This is a genomic window from Streptomyces xanthophaeus, assembly GCF_000725805.1.
Lineage (GTDB): Bacteria > Actinomycetota > Actinomycetes > Streptomycetales > Streptomycetaceae > Streptomyces > Streptomyces xanthophaeus.
The window spans coordinates 82,181-95,011 of the sequence record NZ_JOFT01000014.1 but is presented as its reverse complement, the minus strand read 5'-3'; the positions used below and the strand labels follow the sequence as shown (position 1 = coordinate 95,011).

The window sequence follows — 12,831 nt, the reverse complement described above, 5'->3', positions numbered from 1 at the left end:
TCATGGCCGTTCAGAAGCTGACCATCGCGAAGGCCCTCAACGACTCGCTGCGCAAGGCCCTGGAGACGGACCCCAAGGTCCTGATCATGGGTGAGGACGTCGGCAAGCTCGGCGGCGTCTTCCGCATCACCGACGGGCTCCAGAAGGACTTCGGCGAGGAGCGGGTCATCGACACCCCGCTCGCCGAGTCGGGCATCGTCGGCACCGCCATCGGCCTGGCCCTGCGCGGGTACCGGCCGGTCGTGGAGATCCAGTTCGACGGGTTCGTCTTCCCCGCGTACGACCAGATCGTCACGCAGCTCGCGAAGATGCACGCGCGCTCGCTGGGCACGATCAAGCTGCCGGTCGTCATCCGCATCCCGTACGCGGGCGGCATCGGCGCGGTCGAGCACCACAGCGAGTCCCCGGAGACGCTGTTCGCGCACGTCCCGGGCCTCAAGGTGGTCTCCCCGTCGAACGCGAGCGACGCGTACTGGATGCTCCAGCAGGCGATCCTCAGCGACGACCCGGTGATCTTCTTCGAGCCGAAGCGGCGCTACTGGGACAAGGGCGAGGTCGACGTCGAGTCGATCCCCGACTCCCTGCACACCGCACGGGTGGCGCGGGAGGGCTCCGACATCACGCTGGCCGCCTACGGTCCGATGGTGAAGGTCTGCCTGGAGGCCGCGGCCGCCGCCGCCGAGGAGGGCAAGTCGGTGGAGGTCGTCGACCTGCGCTCGATGTCCCCGATCGACTTCGACGGGCTGCAGGCCTCGGTCGAGAAGACCCGCCGGCTCGTGGTCGTCCACGAGGCGCCGGTCTTCCTCGGCGTGGGCTCGGAGATCGCCGCCCGCATCACCGAGCGGTGCTTCTACCACCTGGAGGCGCCGGTGCTGCGCGTGGGCGGCTTCCACGCCCCGTACCCGCCGGCCCGCCTGGAGGACGAGTACCTGCCGGGCCTGGACAGGGTGCTCGACGCCGTCGACCGCTCGCTGGCGTACTGAGGAGCCACGTTCATGACGATCCGCGAATTCAAGATGCCCGACGTGGGCGAGGGCCTCACCGAGGCCGAGATCCTCAAGTGGTACGTCCAGCCCGGTGACACCGTCACCGACGGCCAGGTCGTCTGCGAGGTCGAGACGGCCAAGGCCGCGGTGGAGCTGCCGATCCCCTTCGACGGGGTCGTGCACGCGCTCCTCTTCGAGGAGGGCGTCACGGTCGACGTCGGCCAGGTGATCATCTCGGTGCAGACCGAGGCGGGCGCCGCCACCGCCGAGCAGGCCCCGGTGCAGGAGGCGGCTCCGGCCGCCGCTGCCGCCCCGGCGCAGGAGCCCGCCGCCGCGGCCCGCCAGCCCGTGCTGGTCGGCTACGGGGTCTCCACGGCCTCCACGAAGCGCCGCCCGCGCAAGGCGGCGGGTACGGCCGCGCAGAACGGCTCGGCCGCCCCGGCGGCCGTGGCGGCTCCCGTGGCCCCGGCGGCTCCCGTGGCCCCGGCCGCGCCGGTGGTCCCGGCGCAGCAGAACGGGAACGGGCAGTCCGCCGAAGGCCGGCCGCTGGCCAAGCCTCCGGTGCGCAAGCTCGCCAAGGACCTCGGGATCGACCTCGTCTCGGTGGTCGCCACCGGTGACGGCGGCGTCGTGACCCGGGAGGACGTGCACGCGGCGGCCGCCGCGGCGCTCGCCCCGCAGACCGTGGCCGCCCCGGCGGCGGTGACCGTGGCCGCCCCGGTGGCCGCGTCGGCGCCCGCGCCCGTCCAGGCCCCGGTGGCCGCAGCGGCGGAGCGGGAGACCCGTGTCCCGGTCAAGGGCGTCCGCAAGGTCACCGCCCAGGCGATGGTCGGCTCCGCCTTCACCGCGCCGCACGTCACCGAGTTCATCACCTTCGACGTGACGCGCACGATGAAGCTGGTCCAGGAGCTCAAGGCCGACCCGGACCTCGCGGGGCTGCGGATCAACCCGCTGCTCCTGATCGCCAAGGCCGTGCTCGTGGCCATCCGCCGCAACCCGGACGTCAACGCGTCCTGGGACGAGGCGGCCCAGGAGATCGTGCTCAAGCACTACGTCAACCTGGGGATCGCCGCGGCCACCCCCCGGGGGCTGATCGTCCCGAACATCAAGGACGCGCACGCCAAGACCCTGCCCGAGCTGTCCGAGGCGCTGTCCTCGCTGGTCTCCACGGCCCGCGACGGCAAGACCTCCCCGGCCGACATGCAGAACGGCACGATCACCGTCACCAACGTCGGCGTCTTCGGCGTCGACACCGGTACGCCGATCCTGAACCCGGGCGAGTCCGCGATCCTCGCGGTCGGCGCGATCAAGCTCCAGCCGTGGGTCCACAAGGGCAAGGTGAAGGCCCGTCAGGTCACCACCCTGGCACTGTCGTTCGACCACCGTCTCATCGACGGGGAGCTCGGTTCCCGGTTCCTGGCCGACATCGCCGCGGTCCTGGAACACCCGCGCCGCCTGATCACCTGGTCGTGACGCGGTACGACGCACCACCCGACGGCCGGTCCCGCACCACGGGGCCGGCCGTCGGCCGTCCGGCCCGCCGGCGGGCTGCCGCCGACCGCCGCCGACCGCCCGCCCGCGGTGCGGGACCGAAGGAAATCCCTGGCCAGGGCCGTGACCCCGTGTGATCATCGCCGGATGCGCTTCCGCCCTGCCACCGCAGACCCCGCCGACCTCGACCGCGCCGCCGCGTACCCGGCCGACGGCCCCGTCGCCGCCCTGACCGCCGAGAAGATCCGCGAGGAGCTCGCCGCCGGACAGTTCCGCCCCGAGTGGACCTGGTTCGCCGAGGACGAGGACGGCGAGGTGCTGGCCCGCGCCCTGTGGTGGGGCCGCGCCGACAGTGAGCGGCCCGTCGCCCTCGACTGCCTCCAGGTGCGCGGCGACGTGCCCGACCCGGCGGCCGTGGCCGCCGGACTCCTCGCCGCCGGGCACGCCGCCTTCGGCGCGCTCCCGCTCTACAACCTCTCCCTGCCCCGCGACTGGCAGACCCGCCCCGAACTGGCCGCAGGCGTCGCCTGGCGCCGCGAGGCCGCGCACCGGGCGGGCCTGACGCGCGGGATCGAGCGCCTGCGCTACGAGTGGACCCCCGCCGCCGGAACCGCCGAGCCCACCGGCCGGCTGCTCTTCCGCGAGGGCACCGACGAGGAGTTCCTGGACGCCTTCGTCCGGCTGTCCCGCGGCAGCCTCGACGAGCACACCCAGGCCGAACTGCGCTCCATGGACGCCGAGCAGCTGGCCCGCGAGGACATCGCCTTCTACCGCGACTGCCCGGGCGAGCGCTCCTGGTGGCGCCTGGCCCACCTGCCCGACGGCACCCTGGCCGGAATGGCCCTGCCCTCCGCCACCCCCTACCACCGCAACGTCGGCTACCTGGGCGTCGTGCCCGAGCAGCGAGGCCGCGGCCTGATCGACGAGGTCCTGGCCGAGATCACCCGCTTCCACGCGGGCGAGGGGGCCGACCGCATCACGGCGACCACCGACAGCGTCAACCTCCCCATGGCCGCCGCCTTCGACCGGGCCGGCTACGAGGTCACCGAGATCCGCCTCGTCCTGGAGCCGGAGGAGGAAGAGGCGGCCGGTGCGTGAACCGCGGCCCCGCGGGCGGTAGCCTCCCGGCCGGGAAAGGGGGCCGGGGTGTCCATCGCCGAACTGCAGGTGTACTCCGTGGAGGAGGCCGACGTGACGGGCGGGGTGTGCGTGGTCCGCTGCATCGGCGGGGTGGCCCGGACCGGCCAGGTCTACGCCGCCGGTGAGCTGAGGCTCGGCCTGCGCGCCATAGAGCGGTACGGGCGGGCCGTCGCCTCCTTCGGCGCCGGGCACGTCGCGAAGGTGCGGCTCACCGGCGCCGTGGTCGCGCTGCTCACCCGGGGGCAGGTGCTGACCTCGGTGCCGCCCGACGGGCACTCCCTGGCGGAACTGGAGTCCTGGCTGGCCACCGGGCCCCCGCTGCTGGACGAGCCCCGGCCGCGGACCCTGCGCGTCCTGGCCGCGGCCCGCATGCAGGACGAGGCGCTGCCCGACGAGGTGCGGCTGCGCTGGGGCCGGGTGGCGCTGGCCGCGACCCACCGCTGCGCCCGCGCCGAGGAGGCGTCGGACCTGGTCAGCGGGGCCGAGCTGGGCTCCGTACGCGGCTACCTGATCCGCACCTTCGGCCCCGGCCGCGGCGGTGACCCGGCCGCCCTGTGCCGGGACCTGCTGGCGCTGATCGACCTGAGCCCGCAACAGGCCGCGGAGGAGGCCGCCGTCTGGCGGGAGCTCCCGCAGCCGCGGATCCTGCACCTGCGCCGCATCAAGAGCCTGATCCCCTGGATGGCCGCGGCCCGCCCCCACCTCCAGGACGCCGACCCCTTGGCGGAGGCGGCCGACGCCTGGTCGGCGGTCAGGCCCCGGCTGCCCTGAGGGCGCCGCCGGGGCGGGGGCCGACGCCGCAGCCGTGGCTAACGGGCGGCGTTGCCCAGGACCTTGGTCGGGGTGATGCGCAGGACCACGCGCACGTCCTGCGGCGGGGCCTCGGCGTAATCCTTGCCCGCGCCCGGGCCCGCGTACTCCTCGGCGATGCGGACGGCCACCGCGCGGCCGGCGTCCTCGGTGACGGTGGCCGTGCCGCGGATCTCCGCGTAGAGGAAGGGATTGGCGAGGTCGAAGACGGTCAGGCCCACCCGTGCGTCGCGCAGGATGTTGCGCTCCTTGCGGCGGCCCTGTTCGGTGGAGATCAGCACGTCGCCGCCGTCACGGGTGACCCAGACCACCGAACTCTGGGGGCTGCCGTCGGGGTTGACGGTCGCCAGGACCGCCGGGTGCGGGGCGTCGAGCAGCTTGCGTACGGTCTCGTTCAGCTCAACAGTCATGGCGGCGAGGCTAGTCGGGGCTGCCGGGGGCCGCAGCGCGATTTCGGCCCGGGCCCGGCGACTACCCGAAGTCGCTCACTTCCAGCTGATGTTGAGCCACGGGCTCGCCGGATCGGTGGTCAGTGCGAGGTGGGCGGCGAGGGCTCCCGCGTACCACTCGCCGAACTCCTCCTCGTCGAAGTGCAGGCAGCGGCCCAGGACGTACCCGGCGGAGAACTCCGCCCAGGACCGGTACGTCTGGCGGGCGGACTCCCCCGCGCGCAGCACGGCCCGCTCCGCCTCGTGGAGGGTGCCGTAGCGGGTGCCCAGGCCCCAGCGGGCCATCTGGGAGGCCCGGCCGTGGTCCCAGCCCTCCACCGAGCGGACCCAGCCGTCCCCGGGCAGCAGCCCGTCGGCCCGGAAGCGCTGCTCGTAGCGGGCGATCCGGCCGATGAGCCGCTTCACCCCGGCGATCTCGCCCTCCACCTCGGCGGTGGGCCGCGGCTCGGCGAGGGTGACCCCGTCGGGGGTGAGCTTCGGTTCGGCGGAGCGTTCGGCGTTGCGGCGCAGGCTGGCCTCGGCGGCGTGCCGCCAGTGCTCGATGTCCACGGGGCCCGCGAAGTCGGAGGCCAGGACGCGGCGCACGCGCAGCGCGTACTCCCAGACGGGACTGACCATCTCCGCGTTCAGCAGCTGCTCCAGGGTGGCGAGCCAGCCGGGCCGGTCGGTGATGCCCCAGCCCTTGTGGAGGCGGCGCCGCTCGTGGTGGTAGCCGCAGCCGTGGTAGGCGAGGGAGTTCCAGAACTCCCCGTTCGTCACGGCGAGGTGGCCGCCTATCGCGAGGCCGTGGGCGATGGGGCCGTGCAGCGGGCCGCCGGTGAACAGGGCGTGCACCTTGCCCTCCGGCAGGCCGCGGTGGGTGGCGGCCTCGCCGTGGGCCCGCCAGCGGGCCAGGTCGGCGGGGGTGGTGGTGAGGTAGGCCTCGGCGGGGGTGCCCGGGTTCACGGCGAGGAAGGCGGGGTCGGAGGGGGTCCAGACCTTGGCGAACCAGCCGAGGCTCTGGGACTCGTAGACCGTCTCCGGGACCGGGGCGGGCAGCATGCCGGCGGTGTGGACCACCAGGGCGTTGTCCGGGGTGGGGTAGAAGCGGACCGTCTCGGGGTCGGCGTCGGCCTGGACCCGCGGCTGCGCGAGGTAGAGCTGGGCCCGGCCGAGGGCGTCGAGATACGCGGACCAGTTCCCGGCGCCCCTGGCTTCGTACAGCTCTCTTTCGATGGCGCTCGGTGCGATCCAGGTCCCCATGTGGGGACCTTATACGGACGCGGCGCCGGCTCGTTCCCCGGCCGCTGACTCCCCGGTACGGGGGGCCGCCGGTCCGCCGGGCCGGGGCCGGCGATCGCCGCCGTCCGTGCTGATCGGCGTGGTGCGTACGCCAGTTGGGCCGCGGCTCCCGTGCGCGGCCGGGCCCGTACGCCCCCGTGCCACCGCGCGACCCTCCGGACCCCCTTGACGTGCTCCGCGTGCGGGGAGACGCTCCGGGGCTCGGGACGAAACGGGTGCAGCTGGGGGGCCGCCATGCCGGAGGAGTCTGTCCAGACCGCGGGGGAACTACGGGCGCACCTGGCGGCGCTGGGGGCGCGGTGGTCGGTCCTGGACCGGCTGGGCGACGGGGACCGGCTGCCGCGGCCCGCGCTCGGCCTGGAGCCCGGGGCGAACCTCACGCCCGCCGCGGCGGTCGGCCCGGTCGACCTGCGGGCGCTCGCGGGCCGGGAGAGCGGCATCCCCCACCTCACCCGGCGCCGCGCCGCGCACGGCCTCCTCCCCGGGCAGGAGGTGCGCCCGGCGGCGGCCGGGGTCCGTCCGGCGGCGGTGGACTGGCGGGTCCGCTGGGGACTGCCCTGGATCACCAAGGTGAAGGACCAGAACCCGTGCGGGTCCTCCTGGGCCTTCGGCGCCGCGGGCCTGGTGGAGTCCATGGCCCGCATCGAGCACTGCGTGTGGGCGGTGCGGTCCGAGGGGGACGTGCGGGACGGGATGAAGGCCGCCTGCGGCCAGGGCGGCGACCCCGAGTCCGCGCTGGAGTGGATCGGGGCCAACGGCGGGCTCGCCGACCCGGACTGCTGGCCGTACGGCACCCCGCCCGCAGGCCTGCCCGCCGCCCGCCGCGAGGCCTGGCGCGCCGAGCACACGCCCAGCTGGGACCGCTCGGGCCGGACCGTGCGGACCGGCGCCCACGTGCGGCTCGGCGACGTGGAGCAGCAGAAGGTCTGGCTGGACACGGTCGGCCCGCTGACCGCCTGCTTCGACGTGTACGAGGACTTCTTCGGCCTCGGCTCCGGGGTCTACCACCGCACCTCGGAGCGGATCGCGGGCGGCCAGTGCGTGCTGGTCGTCGGCTACGACGACGCCGCGGGCTGCTGGCTGTTCAAGAACTCCTGGGGCACCGGCCACCACGTGGGCGGCTACGGGCGGATCGGCTACGGCGAGGTCAACATCGACTACTGGGCCAAGTGCGGCCTGTACGGCACCAACACCGACCCGTGGACCAAGCGCCGCCTGCACGCGGGCAACGTCTACGAGAGCGGCAACGGCCGCGCCCACCGCAATTTCGAACTCGCCGCCACCACCCGCGGCGGCCGCCTCCAGCACTGGTGGCGCGAGGGCGACGCCCCCTTCCCGTGGGCCCGCGCGGGCACCTTCGCGCACGATGCCTCCGGCCAGCCCGCCTTCACCGGGTCCACGTACAACCGCAACATGGAGTCCCTGCACGTCACCACCGGCGGGCGGCTGCGCCACTGGTACTACGAGCAGAGCGGTGGGGCCTGGCGCGACGGCGGCGCCTTCGGGCCCGGCGACGCTGCCGTCGGCTCCACCCCGGCCTTCATCCAGAGCGATCACGGCAAGCCGGGCCATTTCGAGGTGGTCGTGCGGACCGCCGACGGCCGCCTGAACCACTGGTGGCGGATCAACGGCGCCCCCTGGAACTGGACCGACGGCGGCCGTTTCGCCTCCGGCATCGCCCACTACGGTCCCGCCCTGGTGCAGAACCGCAGCCGCCGCCTCGAACTGGTCGCCGCCCGCACGGACGGCCGCATGCAGATGTGGTGGCAGGACGACGGGGCGGGCTCCGCCTGGCGCGCCGGGGAGGTCTTCGGCAGCGGGACCGCCGCCGTCTCCGCGCCCTGCCTGATCGAGTCCCAGCACGGCGCGGCCGACGAGGACACCGCCGGGAACTACGAGCTGTGCGTGGCCGTCGACGGCGGACGCGTCGAGCACTGGTGGCGCGGGAACGCCTCCGGCTCCGCCTGGACCCGCGGCGCGGTCTTCGGACAGGAGGTGCTCGCGGTCACCGGGATGCTCCAGGGCAGCTTCGGGTTCAACCTGGAAGTCGTCGTCCTGCGCACCGACCGCCGGCTCCAGCACTACTGGCGCGACAGCGTGGGCTGGCACGAGGGGCGGGTCATCGGCCCCGTCTGAGGACCCGGCGCGAAGGTGGGCGGTGGCAGGTGGAGGTGCGGGAGGTGGTGCTCGCCCCGGGGGAGTCGTACGCGCTGCACCTCACCGGGCGCGGGGCCCGCGGGTACGTCTGGACCTGGCAGGTCACCGGGAACGCGGACGCGGTGGTGGTGACGGAGGAGCCCGCACGGCCGGGCGAGGCGTTCCCCGGGGACCCGGTGCACCGGACGTACACCGTGCGGGGCCGCCCGCCGGGCGGCCGGGCCCGGATCCGCTTCGCGCAGGTCCGGCCGCCCTGCCCGCAGGAGGCCCCGTACGACGAGTTCGTGCTGGAGGTGACCGTCACCGCCGGGGGCTGAGCACCCGGTGCTGGACGGATTCCAGCGGGCCCCGTCCGAAGCGGCGCAGCCACAGCGTGGAGCCGGCCAGCAGGGTCAGGCCCACGGCCGCCCACAGGCCCATCACCCACCAGGGGCCGGAGCCGTCCAGCCGTCGGGTCAGGGCCAGTCCGAAGCCGTAGCAGACCAGCATGCAGAGCAGGTTCTGGGTGACGTAGCAGGTCAGGGCGGTGCGGCCGACGTTGGAGAGGGCGGTGGTGAGGCTCCGGGGGAGCCAGGCCCGGTCGAGGGCGAGGCCGATCAGGCCCAGGTAGCCGAGGGCGAGCAGGGGCGCGCAGCCGTACCGGCCCAGGACGAAGAAGTCCTCTCCGCCGAGGGCCGTGGCGGCGTTCAGCGGCAGGCCGAGCCCGATGCCCCAGGCGGCCATGCGGCGGCGCATGCGGCGGCCTGCGGGGGTGGGGGCGAAGGCGCCCGCGCGGTGCAGGCGGACACCGAGGAGGAAGAGGAAGACCAGCAGCCCGAAGGAGAAGACGGGCTCGATGCGCAGGATCAGGAAGTTCTCCAGCCGGAACGCGACCTGGGAGGCGTAGCCGCCCTGGCCGTCGTACAGCTCGACGGCGGCCGGGTCCGGGCCCTGCGGCGGCCCCTGCCGGGTGGTCACGGCGGCCAGCGTCACCAGGGCGACCAGGGCCAGGTGCACCCCGCCGGCCGTCCACATGGCGCGGCGGCGGACCTTCTCGGAGCGGGCCAGCAGCCAGGCGACCAGCAGGGCGGTGACGGCGTACCCCATCAGCACGTCCCAGGCGAAGACGAGCACGAAGTGGACGGTGCCCTCCACGAAGAGGAAGGCGGCGCGCCGCCAGTACCGGCCGGGCCAGGGGTCGCCGCGGCGCGCGGCGGAGTCGTACTGGATGGCCAGGCCGACACCGAACAGGACCGTCAGCAGGGCCAGGAACTTGCCGTCGGCGAGGAAGCGGAAGACGCTCTCGGCGATGGTGGCGGCGGAGGGGTCGGCGAGCGGGTCGGAGACGGCGAGGCCGCCCTGGACCACGCTCCACTCCGAACCGGGCGAGGCGAAGATCCAGACGTTCGTCATCAGCGTGCCGAGGATGGCGGCGCCGCGCAGGACGTCGAGGAGCGGGAGGCGGGCCGTTCGCGCGGCCACGGCGGGGGTCAGGACGGTGTCGGCCATGCATCCAGCGTCCCGGCCCGCCCGGGCGTGCACCTCGTGCCGGTGGACGAAGCCGCACTACATCCTTCGATGCAGCGGGGCGGTCCGCGGGTCCACATCCTGGACGGGCCCCGGGCTTGCACCCCTGTTGTATCTATGCTGTGCGCATGCCAGCCGCCACCCGCACCGGGACCGCCGCCGACCGCGTCTACCAGCACGTCAAGGAAGGCGTCCTGGAGCGTCACTACGAAGGCGGCACCCTCCTCACCGAGGGCGAACTCGCCGACGCCGTGGGGGTGTCGCGCACACCGGTCCGCGAGGCCCTGCTGCGGCTGGAGACCGAGGGGCTGCTGAAGCTGTACCCGAAGAAGGGCGCGCTGGTGCTGCCGGTCTCCGCCCAGGAGATCACCGACGTCATCGAAACCCGGCTGCTGGTCGAGGAGTTCACCGTCCGCCGGGCCGTGCCCGCGCCACCGGGCCTGCTGGACCGGCTCGCCGTCCTGCTCGCGCAGCAGCAGAGGCACGCAGCCGAGGGCGACCTCGCCGCGATGACGGCCGCCGACCGGGCCTTCCACGCCGAGATCGTGCGCAGCGCCGGCAACCAGATCCTGTGCCGCCTCTACGACCAGCTCCGCGACCGCCAGCTGCGGATGGGCGTGGCCCTCCTGCACGGCCACCCCGACCGGGTGGAGCGGACGCTGGCCGAGCACACCGAGATCCTGGACGCTCTGCGCGCCGGGGACGAGGCGGCGGCCGCCGCAGCCGTGCGCGGGCACATCGGACGGGTCGAGGCACTGGTGCGGGGGCCGGGCCGGTGACCGCGCGGACGGCCCCGGCCGTGCCCTTGGACCCTCCCGGCGGGCGCCGGGCCGTCGCCGTCTGGGGCATCGGCGTCGCCGTCTACTTCGTGGCGGTGATCTTCCGCACCAGCCTGGGCGTGGCCGGACTCGACGCCGCCGACCGCTTCCACGTCAACGCCTCGGCGCTGGCCACCTTCTCGCTGCTCCAGCTGCTGGTCTACGCGGGCATGCAGATACCCGTGGGGCTGATGGTGGACCGGCTCGGCACCAAGAAGGTCCTGACGCTGGGAGCGGTGCTCTTCACCGCGGGCCAGCTCGGCTTCGCGCTCTCCCCCTCGTACGGGATGGCGCTCGCCGCGCGGGCCCTGCTCGGCTGCGGCGACGCGATGACCTTCATCTCGGTGCTGCGGCTCGGCACCCGCTGGTTCCCGGCCCGGCGGGCACCGCTGATGGCCCAGCTGGCCGGGCTCGTCGGCATGGCGGGCAACCTCGTCTCCACCCTCGTGCTCGCGCCCGTCCTGCACGGGGTGGGCTGGACGGCGGCCTTCGCGGGCAGCGCGGTCGCCGGGCTGGTGGTCCTCGTCCCGCTGGTGCTGTTCCTGCGCGACCACCCCGAAGGGCACGGACCGGCCTCCTTGCCGCGGGGCGGGGGCGGCTTCGTCCGCCGCCAGATCAAGGAGTCCTGGAGCGAACCCGGCACCCGCCTCGGGCTGTGGGTGCACTTCACGACGCAGTTCCCCGCGATGGTGTTCCTGCTGCTGTGGGGCATGCCGTTCCTGGTCGAGGCGCAGGGGCTGTCGCGGACCACCGCGGGCGGCCTGCTGACCCTGGTGGTCGCCTCCAACATGGCGCTCGGGCTGGTCTACGGCCAGGTCGTCGGCCGCCGCCAGTCCTCGCGGATCCCCCTCGCCCTCGGCACGGTCGCCGTGACCGCGCTGCTGTGGGCGGCGGTGCTGGTGTACCCGGGCGACCGGGCGCCGATGTGGCTGCTGGTCACCCTGTGCCTGGTGCTCGGCTCGTGCGGCCCGGCCTCGATGATCGGCTTCGACTTCGCCCGCCCGGCGAATCCGGCGGAACGCCAGGGCACCGCGTCCGGGATCACGAACATGGGCGGCTTCCTCGCCTCGATGACCACCCTGCTGGCGGTGGGCATCCTGCTCGACGCCACCGGCGACGACTACCGCATCGCCTTCTCGACGGTGTTCGTGCTGGAGGCCCTGGGGATCACGCAGATCCTCCGCCTGCGCGGCCGCGCCCTGTCCCGGGAACGGGAACGCGAACGCGACAGGGACCGCGACCGGGTCCGTACGGTGATCCCGGCCCCCGCCCCCGCCACCGCCCCGGCCCCCGCCGGCGACCGCTGACGGCGCCCGCCCGCTACGGGGTGACCGCGAAGTTCGCCAGGATGGCCTCCGCCAGCTCCGGGTCGCCCTCCGCCTTCACCCGGTCCGCCACGGAGTGCGGGCGGACCCGGCCTCCCGCCAGGCGGACGTACGTCTCCCAGTCCAGGGTCAGCGTCACGGCCGGGCCCAGCGAGGGGGCCTTGTCCAGCGTCCCGCGGCCCGCCGCGTCCACCCGTACCGTCCGCATGAACTCCAGCTGCCCGTGCACGTCCACGACCACCGCCGAGTTCGCCGGGGCGCCCGCGCCCTTCGCGACCGCCTTCGGCAGCCCGGCCAGCAGGAGGTCCCGCGCCACGTACGCCCCCGGCGCGTCCCAGTTCCCGGGTGCGCCCAGGGCCGCGCGCAGGTCCTGCTCGTGCATCCACACGTCGAACGCCCGCAGCCGCAGTGCCTGCTCCAGCGTCACCTGGTCGCCCAGCGGACCGCGCACCATCGTGGCCGGATCCCGCTTCTCGTTGCGCAGCTGCCGGGAGCGGCGGATGACGGTGTACTCCAGCTCCGAGGTCATCTCCGGGGCGGTGTGGTGACGGCGGACGTCGACCTGCACCTCCATGTACCGGCTGAACTCGTCCACCACGTGCCGCAGGTCCCGGGCCACGGTGTGGATCGGCCGCGGGTCCCCGAGCTGCTCACATTCGATACCGATGATGTGTGACACGACGTCACGGACCGACCAGCCGGGGCACGGGGTGGCCCGGTTCCACTCGCCCTCGGCCAGGGGGAGGACCAGCTCGGATATCGCCTCGATGGAATGCGTCCACGCGTCGGCATAGGGCTGAAGGCTGGGATGGACGGTCAACGGGACCCCTCGCGGTGCTGTTCAGTGGCGCGTTCTGGAAGCAGTGGC

General features: G+C 74.3%; 12 protein-coding genes. 8 read left to right on the top strand and 4 right to left on the bottom strand.

All coding sequences use genetic code 11. The features are described from left to right. Nucleotides 1-2 precede the first annotated feature (2 nt). The 4 genes from IO30_RS0109290 to IO30_RS41830 all read left to right on the top strand — a co-directional run bounded on the left by IO30_RS0109290 (nt 3) and on the right by IO30_RS41830 (nt 4,388). Nucleotides 3-983, top strand: coding sequence for an alpha-ketoacid dehydrogenase subunit beta (locus IO30_RS0109290; RefSeq protein WP_031141167.1), 981 nt, complete (start codon nt 3-5; stop codon nt 981-983). Between the two features lie 12 nt (nt 984-995). Then, complete coding sequence (locus tag IO30_RS0109285) at nt 996-2,459, top strand: dihydrolipoamide acetyltransferase family protein (RefSeq protein ID WP_031141165.1); 1,464 nt, start codon at nt 996-998, stop codon at nt 2,457-2,459. A gap of 165 nt (nt 2,460-2,624) precedes the next feature. Then, nucleotides 2,625-3,575, top strand: a complete 951-nt coding sequence (locus tag IO30_RS0109280; protein WP_031141163.1) for a GNAT family N-acetyltransferase — start codon at nt 2,625-2,627, stop codon at nt 3,573-3,575. Between the two features lie 48 nt (nt 3,576-3,623). Then, nucleotides 3,624-4,388: a hypothetical protein gene (locus tag IO30_RS41830; protein WP_051859358.1), complete on the top strand. Its 765-nt coding sequence runs from the start codon at nt 3,624-3,626 to the stop codon at nt 4,386-4,388. A gap of 38 nt (nt 4,389-4,426) precedes the next feature. On the opposite strand, the gene IO30_RS0109270 is transcribed toward IO30_RS41830, so the two are convergent. Together IO30_RS0109270 and IO30_RS0109265 are read right to left on the bottom strand one after the other, a co-directional pair. After that, on the bottom strand, nt 4,427-4,837 hold the full coding sequence (locus tag IO30_RS0109270) for a PPOX class F420-dependent oxidoreductase (protein WP_031141159.1): 411 nt from the start codon (nt 4,835-4,837) through the stop codon (nt 4,427-4,429). A gap of 75 nt (nt 4,838-4,912) precedes the next feature. Continuing rightward, on the bottom strand, nt 4,913-6,118 hold the full coding sequence (locus IO30_RS0109265; RefSeq protein WP_031141157.1) for a DUF1266 domain-containing protein: 1,206 nt from the start codon (nt 6,116-6,118) through the stop codon (nt 4,913-4,915). Between the two features lie 273 nt (nt 6,119-6,391). Between IO30_RS0109265 and IO30_RS0109260 the strand changes: the two genes are divergently transcribed. Next, nucleotides 6,392-8,293 (top strand): C1 family peptidase, encoded by a 1,902-nt coding sequence (locus IO30_RS0109260; RefSeq protein ID WP_031141155.1) that lies wholly within the window; start codon nt 6,392-6,394, stop codon nt 8,291-8,293. A gap of 29 nt (nt 8,294-8,322) precedes the next feature. Beyond that, a complete protein-coding gene (locus IO30_RS0109255; protein WP_031141153.1) occupies nt 8,323-8,631 on the top strand; it encodes a protease inhibitor I42 family protein in 309 nt (102 codons plus the stop codon). On the opposite strand, the gene IO30_RS0109250 is transcribed toward IO30_RS0109255, so the two are convergent. Then, nucleotides 8,615-9,802, bottom strand: coding sequence for a DUF418 domain-containing protein (locus IO30_RS0109250; protein WP_031141151.1), 1,188 nt, complete (start codon nt 9,800-9,802; stop codon nt 8,615-8,617). The two genes, IO30_RS0109255 and IO30_RS0109250, sit on opposite strands and share 17 nt — an antisense overlap. A 146-nt stretch (nt 9,803-9,948) precedes the next feature. Between IO30_RS0109250 and IO30_RS0109245 the strand changes: the two genes are divergently transcribed. Next, nucleotides 9,949-10,599: a GntR family transcriptional regulator gene (locus tag IO30_RS0109245; protein WP_031141150.1), complete on the top strand. Its 651-nt coding sequence runs from the start codon at nt 9,949-9,951 to the stop codon at nt 10,597-10,599. After that, nucleotides 10,596-11,945, top strand: a complete 1,350-nt coding sequence (locus IO30_RS0109240) for an MFS transporter (protein ID WP_051859357.1) — start codon at nt 10,596-10,598, stop codon at nt 11,943-11,945. Before IO30_RS0109245 ends, IO30_RS0109240 begins: the two co-directional genes overlap by 4 nt. A gap of 13 nt (nt 11,946-11,958) precedes the next feature. On the opposite strand, the gene IO30_RS0109235 is transcribed toward IO30_RS0109240, so the two are convergent. Beyond that, nucleotides 11,959-12,783 carry a maleylpyruvate isomerase family mycothiol-dependent enzyme gene (locus IO30_RS0109235; RefSeq protein ID WP_031141147.1) on the bottom strand — a complete coding sequence of 275 codons (825 nt, stop codon included), beginning with the start codon at nt 12,781-12,783 and terminating at the stop codon, nt 11,959-11,961. Nucleotides 12,784-12,831 lie beyond the last annotated feature (48 nt).

Excerpts from the sequence above, each read along its gene's own strand:
- IO30_RS0109290 (WP_031141167.1), top strand. The coding sequence starts at position 3 with ATGGCCGTTCAGAAGCTGACCATCGCGAAGGCCCTCAACGACTCGCTG.
- IO30_RS0109285 (WP_031141165.1), top strand. The coding sequence starts at position 996 with ATGACGATCCGCGAATTCAAGATGCCCGACGTGGGCGAGGGCCTCACC.
- IO30_RS0109280 (WP_031141163.1), top strand. The coding sequence starts at position 2,625 with ATGCGCTTCCGCCCTGCCACCGCAGACCCCGCCGACCTCGACCGCGCC.
- IO30_RS0109270 (WP_031141159.1), bottom strand. The coding sequence starts at position 4,837 with ATGACTGTTGAGCTGAACGAGACCGTACGCAAGCTGCTCGACGCCCCG.
- IO30_RS0109265 (WP_031141157.1), bottom strand. The coding sequence starts at position 6,118 with ATGGGGACCTGGATCGCACCGAGCGCCATCGAAAGAGAGCTGTACGAA.
- IO30_RS0109260 (WP_031141155.1), top strand. The coding sequence starts at position 6,392 with ATGCCGGAGGAGTCTGTCCAGACCGCGGGGGAACTACGGGCGCACCTG.
- IO30_RS0109250 (WP_031141151.1), bottom strand. The coding sequence starts at position 9,802 with ATGGCCGACACCGTCCTGACCCCCGCCGTGGCCGCGCGAACGGCCCGC.
- IO30_RS0109245 (WP_031141150.1), top strand. The coding sequence starts at position 9,949 with ATGCCAGCCGCCACCCGCACCGGGACCGCCGCCGACCGCGTCTACCAG.